At 67.1% G+C, this 12,586-nt stretch carries 9 protein-coding genes and 1 pseudogene; 8 read left to right on the forward strand and 2 right to left on the reverse strand.

All coding sequences use genetic code 11. The annotated features are described in order from the left end of the window. Positions 1 to 65: 65 nt before the first annotated feature. The 5 genes from secD to G6N15_RS17980 are packed head-to-tail and all read left to right on the forward strand — an operon-like array spanning position 66 to position 7,760. Positions 66 to 1,841 carry a protein translocase subunit SecD gene (secD, locus tag G6N15_RS17960; RefSeq protein WP_083085677.1) on the forward strand — a complete coding sequence of 592 codons (1,776 nt, stop codon included), beginning with the start codon at positions 66 to 68 and terminating at the stop codon, positions 1,839 to 1,841. Between the two features lie 4 nt (positions 1,842 to 1,845). After that, on the forward strand, positions 1,846 to 3,126 hold the full coding sequence (gene secF, locus G6N15_RS17965; RefSeq protein ID WP_083085682.1) for a protein translocase subunit SecF: 1,281 nt from the start codon (positions 1,846 to 1,848) through the stop codon (positions 3,124 to 3,126). A 5-nt stretch (positions 3,127 to 3,131) separates the two neighbouring features. Then, positions 3,132 to 4,796: an ABC transporter substrate-binding protein gene (locus G6N15_RS17970; RefSeq protein ID WP_083085683.1), complete on the forward strand. Its 1,665-nt coding sequence runs from the start codon at positions 3,132 to 3,134 to the stop codon at positions 4,794 to 4,796. Then, positions 4,793 to 5,326, forward strand: coding sequence for an adenine phosphoribosyltransferase (locus G6N15_RS17975; RefSeq protein WP_232070273.1), 534 nt, complete (start codon positions 4,793 to 4,795; stop codon positions 5,324 to 5,326). The genes G6N15_RS17970 and G6N15_RS17975 overlap by 4 nt, the downstream gene beginning before the upstream one ends. A 31-nt stretch (positions 5,327 to 5,357) precedes the next feature. Next, positions 5,358 to 7,760 carry a RelA/SpoT family protein gene (locus G6N15_RS17980; RefSeq protein ID WP_083085991.1) on the forward strand — a complete coding sequence of 801 codons (2,403 nt, stop codon included), beginning with the start codon at positions 5,358 to 5,360 and terminating at the stop codon, positions 7,758 to 7,760. 90 nt (positions 7,761 to 7,850) lie between these two features. Here G6N15_RS17980 and G6N15_RS17985 read toward each other — a convergent pair whose 3' ends face one another. Next, positions 7,851 to 8,231, reverse strand: a complete 381-nt coding sequence (locus tag G6N15_RS17985) for a hypothetical protein (protein WP_083085686.1) — start codon at positions 8,229 to 8,231, stop codon at positions 7,851 to 7,853. Positions 8,232 to 8,308: 77 nt separating this feature from the next. Next, positions 8,309 to 9,196: a peptidylprolyl isomerase gene (locus tag G6N15_RS17990; protein WP_083085994.1), complete on the reverse strand. Its 888-nt coding sequence runs from the start codon at positions 9,194 to 9,196 to the stop codon at positions 8,309 to 8,311. Positions 9,197 to 9,307: 111 nt separating this feature from the next. Between G6N15_RS17990 and G6N15_RS17995 the strand changes: the two genes are divergently transcribed. From G6N15_RS17995 to G6N15_RS22900, 3 genes and pseudogenes are all read left to right on the forward strand, one after another. Continuing rightward, positions 9,308 to 9,973 carry an MBL fold metallo-hydrolase gene (locus tag G6N15_RS17995; protein WP_083085689.1) on the forward strand — a complete coding sequence of 222 codons (666 nt, stop codon included), beginning with the start codon at positions 9,308 to 9,310 and terminating at the stop codon, positions 9,971 to 9,973. Then, the gene (gene hisS, locus G6N15_RS18000) at positions 9,970 to 11,229 is read left to right on the forward strand and encodes a histidine--tRNA ligase (protein WP_083085692.1); all 1,260 of its coding nucleotides are present in this window, start codon (positions 9,970 to 9,972) and stop codon (positions 11,227 to 11,229) included. Before G6N15_RS17995 ends, hisS begins: the two co-directional genes overlap by 4 nt. A 94-nt stretch (positions 11,230 to 11,323) precedes the next feature. Next, positions 11,324 to 12,563, forward strand: a pseudogene (locus G6N15_RS22900) (HNH endonuclease signature motif containing protein). Positions 12,564 to 12,586 lie beyond the last annotated feature (23 nt).

A 12,586-nucleotide genomic window follows, 5' to 3' on the forward strand; every position in this document is an offset into this window, starting at 1 on the left:
CGTACTCTTTGCGGGGTGCAGTGACCACCGCGGGAGCGGATCGCGCGAGAGTGTGAGGAGAGAACGTGGCATCGCCTTCGGCGCCGGTGCATCCTGCCCGCTATCTGTCGGTATTCCTGGTCCTGCTGGTCGGCGTCTACCTGCCGGTGTTCCTGACGGGGAACAAACGGGCTGAACCCAAACTCGGCATCGACCTGCAAGGCGGTACCCGGGTCACGCTGACGGCGCGGACCCCGGACGGCTCACGCCCGACCCGCCAAGCGTTGTCGCAGGCCCAGCAGATCATCGGTGCCCGGGTCAACGGCCTGGGTGTGTCCGGTTCGGAAGTCATCGTCGACGGCGACAATTTGGTCATCACGGTCCCCGGGAATAACGGCAACGAGGCCCGCAATCTCGGTCAGACCGCGCGGCTCTATATCCGGCCGGTGATCAACGCGATCCCGGCGGAAACCGCACCGCCGCCGGATCAGCAGCCACTTCCCGCACCTGGGCCGGCGGGCACCCAGCCCGGTCAGCCCGGCGAAGCGCCACCGCCGCCTGGCCAGCCCGGCGAAGCGCCACCGGAAGCCCCACCTGGTCAGCCCGGCGAAGCGCCGCCGCCCGGCGGACAGCCGGCACCGCAGCCACGGCCGTACCCGCAGGAGCCGACGCCCAGCCCGCCACCCACTCCAGCAGCACCCAGTGCCGCACCGTCGGCGCCCGCCGCAAAACCGGCCCCTCCGGACCCGCGCAAGGACCTCGCCGAGCGCATCCGCAACGAGCAGGACTTGCGGCAGAGCACCGACCCAGGCGTGCAGTTTTGGGCGATGAGGTATGAGAGCCTCCACTGCGGCGAAGACGACATCCTGGCCGGCAATGACGACCCCAAGCTGCCGTTGGTGACTTGCGACAAGGACCACAAGATGGCGTATCTGCTGGCGCCGTCGATCATCAGCGGTGACCAGATCCAAAACGCCAGCTACGGTCTGGACCAGCACAGCGGCGGCTACGTCGTCGACCTGCAATTCAAGAGCGGCGCGGCCAACACCTGGGCGGACTTCACCGCAGCCCACGTCGGCACCCAAACGGCGTTCACGTTGGACTCGCAGGTGGTCAGCGCGCCGCAGATCCGCGAAGCGATCCCGGGCGGCCGAACGCAGATCACCGGGAACTTCACCCAAGGCCAGGCCCGGGAACTGGCCAACGTGCTCAAATACGGCTCGTTGCCGCTGTCATTCGAATCGTCGGAAGCCGAAACCGTCTCGGCCACACTTGGTTTGACGTCGCTGCGCGCGGGCCTCATCGCGGGCGCGATCGGGCTGGCGCTGGTGCTGGTGTACTCGCTGCTGTACTACCGGGCTTTAGGCGTGCTCACCGCACTATCGCTCGCCGCTTCGGGCGCAATGGTTTTCGCGATCCTGGTGTTGCTGGGCCGATATATCAACTACACGCTGGACTTGGCCGGCATCGCGGGTCTGATCATCGGTATCGGCACCACCGCCGACTCGTTCGTGGTGTTCTTCGAACGCATCAAAGACGAGATCCGTGAAGGTCGTTCGTTCCGCTCGGCGGTGCCTCGCGGTTGGGCGCGGGCCCGCAAGACGATCCTGTCGGGTAATGCGGTCACCTTCCTGGCCGCCGCCGTGCTGTACTTCCTGGCCATCGGACAGGTCAAGGGGTTCGCGTTCACGTTGGGGCTCACGACCATCCTTGACACCGTCGTAGTGTTCCTGGTGACCTGGCCGCTGGTGTATCTGGCGTCCAAGTCGGCAACGCTGGCCAAGCCGAAGTTCAACGGCCTGGGCGCGGTTCAGCAGGTCGCACGCGAGCGCCGCGCCGTTGCCCAGGTAGGACGGGGATAGCGAGATGGCTTCGAAGTCGAACACCACAAGTGGCGCAAGGGAACTCACTAAATCCACCGGAGCCGCACTGGACGTCAGCGACGAAACCCAGCTGCCGCACCACAATTTCTTCACCCGGCTCTACACCGGCACCGGCGCATTCGAGGTCGTCGGGCGACGCCGGTTCTGGTATGCGATTAGCGCGACGATCGTCGCGATCGCCATCGCCAGCATCGCGATCCGCTGGTTCACCTTCGGGATAGATTTCCAGGGCGGCACCAAGGTGTCGTTCCCACGTGGCGGCGTCCAGGTCAGCCAAGTCCAGGACGTCTTCCGTCGCACACTGGGTAGCGAACCGGAGTCGGTGGTGATCGTGGGCAGCGGCGGCTCGGCCTCGATCCAGATCCGCTCCGAGCACCTCACCAACCAGGAGACCGCGAAGCTAAAAGATGCGCTGTTCAACGCGTTTCACCCTCGGGGCGCCGACGGTCAGCCCAGCAAGCAGTCCATCAGCGACTCGGCAGTGTCGTCGACGTGGGGCGGCCAAATCACGAAGAAAGCCGTGATCGCGCTGGTGGTGTTCTTGGTGCTGGTCACCCTCTACATCACCGTGCGCTACGAGCGCTACATGGCGATCTCCGCGCTGGCGGCATTGTTCTTCGACCTCACGGTGACGGCCGGGGTGTATTCACTGGTCGGCTTCGAAGTCACCCCCGCCACCGTGATCGGCTGGCTGACCATCCTCGGTTTCTCGCTCTACGACACGGTCATCGTGTTCGACAAGGTCGAGGAGAACACTCACGGTTTTCAGCACACCACGCGGCGCACCTTCGCCGAGCAAGCCAATCTGGCGGTCAACCAGACCTTCATGCGGTCGATCAACACCAGCTTGATCTCGGTGCTGCCGGTGATCGCCTTGCTGGTGGTGGCGGTGTGGCTCCTTGGTGTGGGCACCCTCAAGGACCTGGCGCTGGTGCAGCTGGTCGGCATCCTCGTCGGCACTTATTCGTCGATCTTCTTCGCAACCCCGCTGCTGGTGACCCTTCGGGAACGCACCGAACTGGTCCGCGGCCACACCCGCCGCGTGCTGCGTCGCCGCGATCCCTCGCGCGTCAGGGAACCCGAAAAGGCAGGGGCGGCAACCGAATCCGCGGCGGAATCAAGGGGCGAGGAACCCCAGCAGGAAGTCACCGCAGCTGCGGCCGCTCACAGCAAGCCGGCGCCAAGCAAACCCGCACCGGGCGCACGCCCGGTGCGGCCCACCGGAAGCCAGCGGCGGCCCACCGGTAAGCGGAACAAGCGATAGCCCCGATGGCTTCCTGGTGTCGGCGCGCGGCCACGGTCTCGCTGGCGGCGACACTGGTGGCCGCGGGCCTGGCGTTGCTGATGGGGTGCGCGGGCAGCGCCGCCGGCCAGATCGACTACGCGGTCGACGGCAGCCTTCTCACCTACAACGCCAACACCGTCAACGGTGCCGCGTCGGCCGCAGCGCAGGCGTTCGCCCGCACGCTCACCGGATTCGGCTACCACGGACCCGACGGGCAGGTCGTCGCCGACCACGACTTCGGGACCGTCTCGGTGGTCGGCGGTGCGCCGCTGGTTTTGGACTACCAGATCGCCGACAACGCCGTTTACTCCGACGGCAGGCCGGTGACCTGCGACGACCTGGTGCTGGCCTGGGCCGCGCAGTCGGGCCGGTTCCCCGGCTTCGACGCTGCCAACCGCGCCGGCTACATCGACATCGCCAACATCGACTGCCACGCGGGACAGAAGAAGGCGCGCGTGTCGTTTGCCCCGGACCGCAATGCCGTCGATTACAGCCAGCTGTTCACCGCGACGTCGCTGATGCCGTCCCACGTGATCGCCGACGAGCTGGGCGTCCCAGAAGCTAATGTCACCGCCGCACTCCAGACCAACAACACACCGGTGGTGGACCGCATCGCGCAGGTATGGAACACGACGTGGGACCTCAAGCCCGGCCTCGACTTGAAGCACTTCCCCTCGTCGGGACCGTACAAGATCGAGTCGGTGCTGCAGGGCGGCGCGGTGGTGCTGGTCGCCAACGACCGCTGGTGGGGCACGAAGCCCGTCACCAGGCGGGTCACGGTGTGGCCGCAGGAAGCCGACATCCAAGACCGGATCAACAACAAGTCCCTCGATGTCGTCGACGTCGCGGCCGGGTCGTCGGGATCGCTGATCACCCCCGACACCTACCAGCGCACCGACTCGGCGTCGGGCGGCATCCAGCAGTTGATCTTTTCCTCAGTTGGTCCGCTGTCGCAGACCCGCGCCCGCCGCGCGCTTGCGATGTGTACGCCGCGCGATCTGATCGCACGCGACGCCGCGGTGCCGATTGCCAATGCGAGGCTGCACACAGCCGCCGACGATGCCCTGGGTCAGGGCGAGAGCGCCACCCCGGCGGCCGTCCCGTTTATGCGCGCCAATCCCGACGCCGCCCGCAACGAGCTGGGTGGTGCGCCGCTGCCCGTCCGCATCGGCTACCGCGCACCCAACGCGCGGCTGGCCGCCATCGTCGGGACCATCGCCAAAGCCTGCGCGCCGGCGGGCATCGCGGTCTCCGACGCCACCTCGCCGGCCACCGGCCCACAGACGCTCAAGGCCGGCCAGATCGACGCCTTGCTCGCCAGCACCGGCGGCGCCACAGGAAGCGGGTCGACCGGATCGTCGGCGATGGACGGCTACGACCTCTACAGCGGCAACGGCAACAACCTCTCGGGCTACCGCAACAGTCAAGTCGACGGCATCATCAGCTCCCAGGCCGTCTCCGCCGACCCGGCAGACCTGGCGCGGCTGCTGGGCGACGGCGCCGCAGTGCTGTGGGCCGACATGCCGACGATGCCGCTGTATCGCCAACAGCGCACACTGGTCACCTCGAAAAAGATCTATGCCGTGACCAGCAACCCGACCCGCTGGGGCGCTGGCTGGAACATGGACCGCTGGGTGCTGGTGCGGTGACAGTGAACGGGTCCATCGATGATCTGATCGCGTCGCTGACCCGGGAAGTGGCCGACTTCCCTACGCCGGGAACGCAGTTCAAAGACCTCACCCCGCTGTTCGCCGACCGCCGCGGACTGGCGGCGGTCACCGACGCGCTGGCCGACGCGGTCGCCGGAGCCGACCTGGTGGCCGGCATCGATGCCCGTGGATTCCTGGTCGCCGGTGCCGTCGCAACCCGGCTGGGCACCGGCGTGCTGGCCATCCGTAAGGGCGGCAAGCTGCCGCCGCCGGTGCTCGCCGAGCCGTACAACCTGGAGTACGGCGCCGCGATCCTGGAGATTCCGGCGAGCGGGATCGAGTTGGCGGGCCGGCGCGTTGTCATCGTCGACGACGTGCTGGCCACTGGCGGCAGTGTGGGGGCGGCGCAGCGGCTGCTCGAACACGCCGGCGCCGTCGTGACCATGGCGGCGGTGGTGCTCGAGCTGGCTGAGCTCGGCGGCCGTGAACTGCTGGCGCCGCTGCCGGTACGCAGCTTGCGGCTCGCGTGAGCTATATCCTGGGAAATCGGAGGTGACGAACGTGGCGGATGACCAGGGCACCGCGCAAGCGCTGCAGCAGCCGACCACTCAGCCGCTGCCGGTCGCCGACATCCCGGGGGCCGACGGGGCGGCCGAGCCTCGCCCTGAGACGGGGGCCGAGCCCCGCGGCGAAACGCTGAAGACGTCCAGCAGCGCGTCGCGGCGGGTGCGGGCACGGCTGGCGCGGCGGATGACCGCGCAGCGCAGCGCCATCAACCCGGTGCTCGAACCGCTGGTGGCGGTACACCGGCAGGTCTATCCGAAGGCCGACCTGTCGCTGCTGCAGCGGGCCTACGAGGTCGCCGAGCAGCGGCACGCCAGCCAGCTGCGCCACTCCGGGGATCCCTACATCACGCATCCGCTGGCCGTCGCCAACATCCTGGCCGAGCTCGGCATGGACACCACGACGCTGGTGGCCGCGCTGCTGCACGACACCGTCGAGGACACCGGCTACACGCTGGAGCAATTGACCGAGGACTTCGGCGAGGAGGTCGGCAACCTCGTCGACGGGGTGACCAAGCTGGACCGGGTCGTGCTGGGCAGCGCCGCCGAAGGCGAGACGATCCGCAAGATGATCATCGCGATGGCCCGCGACCCGCGGGTGCTGGTGATCAAGGTGGCCGACCGGCTGCACAACATGCGCACCATGCGCTTCCTGCCGCCGGAGAAGCAGGCCCGCAAGGCCCGCGAAACACTGGAAGTCATTGCGCCGCTTGCGCATCGGCTGGGTATGGCCACCGTCAAGTGGGAGCTGGAAGACCTCGCGTTCGCGATCCTGCACCCCAAGAAATACGAGGAGATCGTGCGGCTGGTGGCCGACCGGGCGCCGTCGCGCGACACCTATCTGGCCAAGGTGCGCGACGAGATCGTCGCCACACTGAAGGCGTCGAAAATCAATGCGACGGTGGAAGGCCGCCCGAAACACTACTGGTCGATCTACCAGAAGATGATCGTCAAAGGCCGCGACTTCGACGACATCCACGACCTGGTCGGCATCCGTATTCTGTGCGACGAGATCCGCGACTGTTATGCCGCTGTGGGCGTAGTGCATTCGCTGTGGCAGCCGATGGCGGGCCGGTTCAAGGACTACATCGCCCAGCCGCGTTACGGGGTCTACCAGTCGCTGCACACCACGGTGGTCGGGCCGGAGGGCAAGCCGCTGGAGGTGCAGATCCGCACCCGCGATATGCACCGCACCGCCGAATACGGCATCGCCGCGCACTGGCGCTACAAAGAAGCCAAGGGCCGCAACGGAGTTCCGCATCCGCATGCTGCCGCCGAGATCGACGACATGGCCTGGATGCGCCAGCTGCTCGACTGGCAACGTGAGGCCGCCGACCCCGGCGAGTTCCTCGAGTCGTTGCGTTATGACCTTGCGGTACAACAGATTTTCGTGTTCACCCCCAAGGGTGACGTGATCACGCTGCCCGCCGGGTCGACGCCGGTGGACTTCGCCTACGCCGTCCACACCGAAGTAGGGCACCGCTGCATCGGCGCCCGGGTCAACGGCCGGCTGGTTGCGCTGGAACGCAAGCTGGAAAACGGGGAAGTCGTCGAGATCTTCACGTCGAAGGCGCCCAACGCGGGGCCGTCGCGCGACTGGCAGCAGTTCGTGGTCTCGCCACGCGCCAAGACCAAGATCCGGCAGTGGTTTGCCAAGGAGCGCCGCGAGGAAGCGCTGGAGGCAGGCAAGGAAGCGATGGCTCGCGAGGTCCGCCGGGGTGGACTTCCGTTGCAGCGCTTGGTCAATGGCGGGTCCATGGCGGCGGTTGCCAACGAGCTGCACTACGCCGACGTCTCCGCGCTGTACACCGCGATTGGTGAGGGACACGTGTCGGCCAAGCACGTCGTGCAACGGCTGCTCGCCGAGCTCGGCGGCATCGAGCAGGCCGAGGAGGAGCTTGCCGAGCGGTCGACGCCGGCGACCATGCCGCGGCGCCAGCGCGCCGACGACACCGGGGTCGCGGTGCCGGGTGCGCCCGGCGTGCTGACCAAGCTGGCCAAGTGCTGTACTCCGGTGCCCGGAGACCAGATCATGGGCTTCGTCACCCGCGGCGGCGGGGTCAGTGTGCACCGCACCGACTGCACCAACGCCGCGTCGCTGCGCCAGCAGTCCGAGCGCATCATCGAGGTGCACTGGGCGCCGTCGCCGTCGTCGGTGTTCCTGGTGGCGATTCAAGTCGAGGCGCTCGACCGGCACCGCCTGCTCTCGGACGTGACCCGCGCGCTGGCGGACGAAAAGGTGAACATCCTCTCGGCGTCGGTGACCACGTCGAACGACCGGGTTGCCATCAGCCGCTTCACATTTGAGATGGGCGACCCCAAGCACTTGGGGCACCTGCTCGACGTGGTGCGCAACGTCGAGGGTGTCTACGACGTCTACCGGGTGACGTCGGCCGCCTAGCCGTCTCCGCTCCTCGAGATTGCGGTGATGGTCGTGATTTTGCCGCGAGATTGACGACCACCAGCGCAATTTCGATTGGTATTGCAGGGCTTATCCACTGCGGCGGGCAGTCGATCGCCGCCGCGACGGCCCCGAGCCCATGTCGGCGACTATCGTGTCCGGCTCACGTTGGCCGCGCAGCTGAATCACACCTTCCGCGTCACTGCCCACCGGTTTCGCTGCGCCTTCGAGCACTTCCCCGACGACGCGCACCGACCGTGGGAAGGCAGTGTTCGTCAACGCCTTGAACAACGGCACGGCAGCAATGAACACCGCCAGTGGCGGTTCGATGAAACCCAGCCCGACCGCGGCGGCGAGGCCGCCGAAAAACCCGACCGATCTGGGCACATCGATCTCGACGTTGCCAACTTGCACTTCCAAGACGTTTTCCGGAGCACCAAACCGAATCTGTGCCACGCTGTTGGCAGCCATCACAGCCTCCCGTCACCGGCGAACCACCGCGTGCGGTGTACCCGGTTTGGGTCGCTGCTACCAACGCCGAGCGAATCTCAGTCCAGCCGCACCGACTTGATCGTCACCTTGGTGACCGGTGGGCCGTCCTGGCCGCCGCCCTCGACTCCGCCCTTTGCGATCTTGTCCAGGGTGGCCAAGCCGTCGTCTTGGATCTTGCCGAAAACGGTGTATTCCGGCGGCAGTTGGGAGTCCTTGTACACCATAAAGAATTGGCTGCCGTTGGTGTTCGGTCCGGCGTTGGCCATGGCGAGCGTGCCGCGCGGGTACATCACCGGTTCGTGCAGCGCAGGGTCCTCGGGCTTGTACTGGTCGCTGGGGTATTCGTTCGCGAATTGGTAGCCCGGCCCTCCGGTGCCGTCACCCTTGGGGTCGCCACACTGCAGCACATTCAGCGTGGGCGATGTCGTCAGCCGGTGGCACTGGGTGTCGTCAAAGAACTTTTGCTGCGCCAGGCTGACGAAACTGTTGACCGTGCACGGCGACTTCGCGTTGTCGAGTAGCAGGCCGATATTGCCCTGATCGGTGGCCATGCTGACGCTGACCTGCGCCGGATCGGTCGGCACCTTGCCCGACCGCGGGGGGTTCACCGGCTTGCTAGCCGGGTCCGGCGAAGGCGGGTACTGGCAGTTGGCGCCCAGGTTGGCCGACGGCGTGAACGACGGCAACGGCGGTACCCCCGGCGCTGCGGGCTGGGCCGGCGTGGTGGTGGCAGAAGTACCGCTTTTCGCTGACGCGGTCCGGTTGTGGTGCTCGTGGTTGGCGATGAGCAGGGTCGCGACGACCGCTGCGGCCACCACCACCACGGCAAGCGTGCCACCGGCCAGGGCATAGGTCCGGCGCCTGCGGGCCTGCTCGGCCTGACGCTCCAGCCGGCGTTCGAGTTTGCGCTTGGCCGCCGCTCGTCGTTGTTCGTTGCTCGGCACCGCCGCTACCCCTCCCATCGTCGTTCTCTCGAGTCTCGACAGAGTGTGCCAGCCGATCCTGAACACGGGTCGCACCACCCGTGGGCGGTGCCGGATGGGAGACTAAGGACCGTGTTGATCACCGGATTCCCAGCTGGATTGCTGCAGTGCAACTGCTATGTGGTGGCGCCGAACCCCGGGGCGGACGCCATCATCGTCGACCCCGGCCAGTGGGCGATGGGCCGGCTGCGGCGGATCCTCGACGAGAACCGGTTGACCCCGGCGGCCGTCCTGCTCACCCACGGCCACATCGACCACATCTGGTCGGCGCAGAAGGTGTCCGACACCTTCGGCTGTCCCGCCTACATCCACCCCGAGGACCGGTTCATGCTGACCGACCCGATCAAGGGCTTCGGGCCGCGGCTGGGCCAGCTGCTTTTCAGCGCGATGTTCCGCGAGCCCAAGCAGGTCGTCGAACTGGACCGCGACGGCGACAAGATCGACCTGGCCGACATCACCGTCACCGTCGACCACACCCCCGGCCACACCCGCGGATCGGTCAGTTTCCGGGTCGGCGGCGACGGATCCGACATCGTGTTCACTGGAGACACGCTGTTCGAGCGCTCGGTGGGCCGCACCGACCTGTTCGGCGGCAGCGGCCGCGACCTGCTCTGCTCGATCGTCGACAAGCTGCTGGTGCTCGACGACAACACCGTCGTGCTGCCCGGGCACGGTCCCAAGACCACGATCGGCGCCGAGCGCCGGCACAACCCGTTCCTTGAAGGCCTCAGTCCGTGAGCCAATTCTCTGCGCCCAAGGGCGTACCAGACTACGTCCCACCGGATTCGGCGCGGTTCGTCGCGGTCCGCGACGGCCTGCTGGACGCCGCTCGTCGCGCCGGCTACAGCGACATCGAGTTGCCGATCTTCGAAGACACCGCGCTGTTCGCCCGCGGGGTCGGCGAGTCCACCGACGTGGTGTCCAAGGAGATGTACACGTTCGACGACCGCGGCGGCCGGTCGGTGACGCTTCGCCCGGAAGGCACCGCCGGTGTGGTACGTGCGGTGATCGAGCATGGACTCGACCGCGGTGCGCTGCCGGTCAAGCTGTGCTACGCGGGCCCGTTTTTCCGCTACGAACGCCCCCAGGCCGGCCGCTACCGCCAGTTGCAGCAGGTCGGCGTGGAGGCGATCGGCGTCGACGATCCCGCATTGGACGCCGAGGTGATCGCGATCGCCGACGCCGGCTTTCGTTCATTGGGCCTGGCCGACTTCCGGCTCGAAATCACGTCGCTGGGCGACGAGACCAGCCGTCCCCAGTACCGAGAGTTGTTGCAGGACTTTCTATTTCAGCTCGACCTGGACGAGGAAACCCGCAGGCGCGCCGAGATCAACCCGATGAGGGTGCTCGACGACAAGCGCCCGGAGGTTAAGGCGATGACGGCAGATGCGCCGGTGATGCTCGACCATTTGTCCGATGTCGCCAAACAGCACTTCGACACCGTGCTGGCCCACCTCGATGCGCTCGGTGTGCCCTACGTCATCAACCCGCGCATGGTGCGCGGGCTGGATTACTACACCAAGACGGCGTTCGAGTTCGTCCATGACGGGCTGGGCGCGCAATCCGGCATCGGCGGCGGCGGCCGCTACGACGGCCTCATGCGCCAACTCGGCGGAGCTGATCTGTCCGGCATCGGATTCGGCCTGGGAGTCGATCGCACGATGCTCGCCTTGCAAGCCGAGGGCAAGACGGTGGGGGAAAGCAGTCGATGCGACGTGTTCGGCGTGCCACTCAGCGATCCGGCCAAGCTGCAGCTGGCGGTGTTGGCCGGCCAATTGCGGGCCCGGGGGTTGCGGGTCGACCTTGCCTATGGCGATCGCGGCCTCAAGGGCGCGATGCGCGCCGCCGACCGCTCCGGTGCACGCATCGCGCTGGTCGTCGGCGACCGCGATATCGACGCCGGCACAGTCGGGGTGAAAGACCTGACAACCGGCGAGCAGGTAGACGTAGCGGCTGATTCCGTTGTGTCCGAGGTGGTTTCGCGGCTGACGTAACTAGTTACGCCACACCCGCGTCTCGAGCCACAGCAGTCTCGGCGCTTGGGTCGGGTGGCCGGTTTTTGTCGGTGGTGGTTGCGATGATGTGGTCATGTCGTCGACCGCATCTGCTGTCGCCGTGGCGCTGAGTCCGTGCGAGCGTCTTGAGGTGTTGTTTGAGGAGTTGGCGGAGTTGTGCGGTCAGCGCAACGCGATTGATGGGCGCATCGTGGAGATCGTGGCCGAGATCGACCGCGACGAGTTGTGGGGTGCCACCGGGGTGCGCTCGGTGCCGGCGTTGGTGGCTTGGAAGACCGGTTGCTCGCCGGCCAACGCCCGCACGATCACCACCATCGCGCGCCGGCTGGCGGAGTTTCCGCGCTGTGCGCAAGGCATGCGGGAGGGCCGGTTGTCGGTCGATCAGGTCGGAGTGATCGCGGAACGCGCGGGTGAGGGATCCGATGAGCATTACGCGCAGTTGGCCAGCGTTGCCACGGTCACTCAGTTGCGCACCGCGGTCAAGCTGGAACCGCGGACCGAACCCCACCCGTCGCCCGAGCCGGCGCGCGCGATCAGCAAAACCACCACCGAGCACGGCAGCTGTTATCGGATCACCCTTGGCCACCATGACGCGGCGAAGTTCGACGCCGCGTTGGCGTCGCATCGCGATGCGCTGATCGCCGAGTGGAGGGCCGACGGCGTCTCCGATTAGTCACCGCCGTTTCCGACCAGTGCCGAGGCGTTTATGCGTCTGGTCGAGGCGGGCTGGGACACCGAGACGGCGCGACGCCCCCACGGCCAGCACACCACCGTGGTGGTGCACCTCGACGTCGAGCAGCGCGTGGCGGCCCTGCATGTGGGTCCGCTGCTCTCGGATGCCGACCGCCGATACCTGACGTGTGATGCCACCTGTGAGGTGTGGTTCGAACGGCACGGCGAAATGATTGGTGCCGGGCGGGCGACCCGCCTGATTAACCGGCGGCTTCGCCGTGCGCTGAGGTATCACGACCGCATGTGCGCGGTTCCCGGGTGTGGTGCCACTCGTGGTCTGCATGCCCATCACATCCGGCACTGGGAAGACGGCGGCCCCACGGAGTTGGCCAACCTGGTGCTGTTTGTTGTGCCCGTATCATTACCGGTTGCACCATCGTGGCGTCATCACCATCACCGGACCCGCAGACGCTTTGATCGTCACCGATGCCACCGGCCGCCCGCTAAGCCCGGGATCGCTGGCGCGCCCACCCACAACTTCGCCGCCCGCGGTGCCGCCCTGTCCGGGACCGACCGGCGAGCGCGCCGACTGGTGGTGGTATGACCCCTTCCAACCCCAACCACCACCGCCAACCAACTAGCGGGGCTGGGAAGCTCAAACACA

The sequence above is a fragment of the Mycobacterium noviomagense genome, from assembly GCF_010731635.1.
In the GTDB taxonomy this organism is placed as follows: Bacteria; Actinomycetota; Actinomycetes; order Mycobacteriales; family Mycobacteriaceae; genus Mycobacterium; species Mycobacterium noviomagense.

Bases quoted from the DNA above. Each gene is read 5' to 3' on its own strand.
- G6N15_RS17970 (WP_083085683.1), top strand. From the start codon at position 3,132: ATGGCTTCCTGGTGTCGGCGCGCGGCCACGGTCTCGCTGGCGGCGACA.
- secF (WP_083085682.1), top strand. From the start codon at position 1,846: ATGGCTTCGAAGTCGAACACCACAAGTGGCGCAAGGGAACTCACTAAA.
- G6N15_RS17985 (WP_083085686.1), bottom strand. From the start codon at position 8,231: ATGGCTGCCAACAGCGTGGCACAGATTCGGTTTGGTGCTCCGGAAAAC.